This is a genomic window from Shewanella sp. 125m-1 (assembly GCF_052977065.1).
On sequence record NZ_JBRILT010000098.1, the window covers coordinates 1 to 684 of the forward strand.

Annotated in this window: 1 tRNA gene; it reads right to left on the reverse strand. The window is 41.1% G+C overall.

Features of this window, described 5'->3' with window-relative positions:
• Position 1: 1 nt before the first annotated feature.
• Positions 2-75 (reverse strand) — tRNA-Cys (locus ACVBIK_RS20670).
• Between the last annotated feature and the right edge of the window lie 609 nt (positions 76-684).

Here is a 684-nt window from a genome sequence, read left to right on the forward strand (position 1 = left end):
ATGGAGGCGCGACCCGGAGTCGAACCGAGATCGACGGATTTGCAATCCGCAGCATAGCCATTCTGCCATCGCGCCATTTTGTTTCCCTCTTACCGAGGAACGAGGCATACTTTACTAGAATTAAAAAATGAGTCAACAAGTAATTAATTGATTTTATTCAAGTGGTTAAATCGCATACTAAACAGATATTATATAAACAATGAACGCGTAAATAATATTCGTTATAGTGAATCAAAGCTTAAAGTACCGCTTTACCGTGCAAAGAAGTCGTAGCGGAAAGCGCGTAACAGAAAGTATTAGCTTATTTGTTTATTTCTCTAAAAAATAAACTGCATCGCTGTTGAGGATGCAAATGCCATTAATAGGGGCTTTACGAGTAGAGGGAGGCGTGATTGAGCACCTCAAAGCGCTAAATGATTGCTGTTCGCCCTGCTTTATGTAGATGGGTATGAACTCACTGAAAGTCTAGGCGCAAAAAACAGCTCAATGCCTGGTTTGATTACTCTTCATATAAAGATGGTGCCCGCGGCCAGATCTGCTTTATCAAAAGGAATCGCAGGCTTATTCTGCGAGGACGCCAAGATTTTATCGTATACCATCATTCAATGGGCTTAATTTGAAATACAAAAAAGCCCCGACATTGTCGAGGCTTATCTGCAACTCTCCGTAGAGAATTATTTGGTA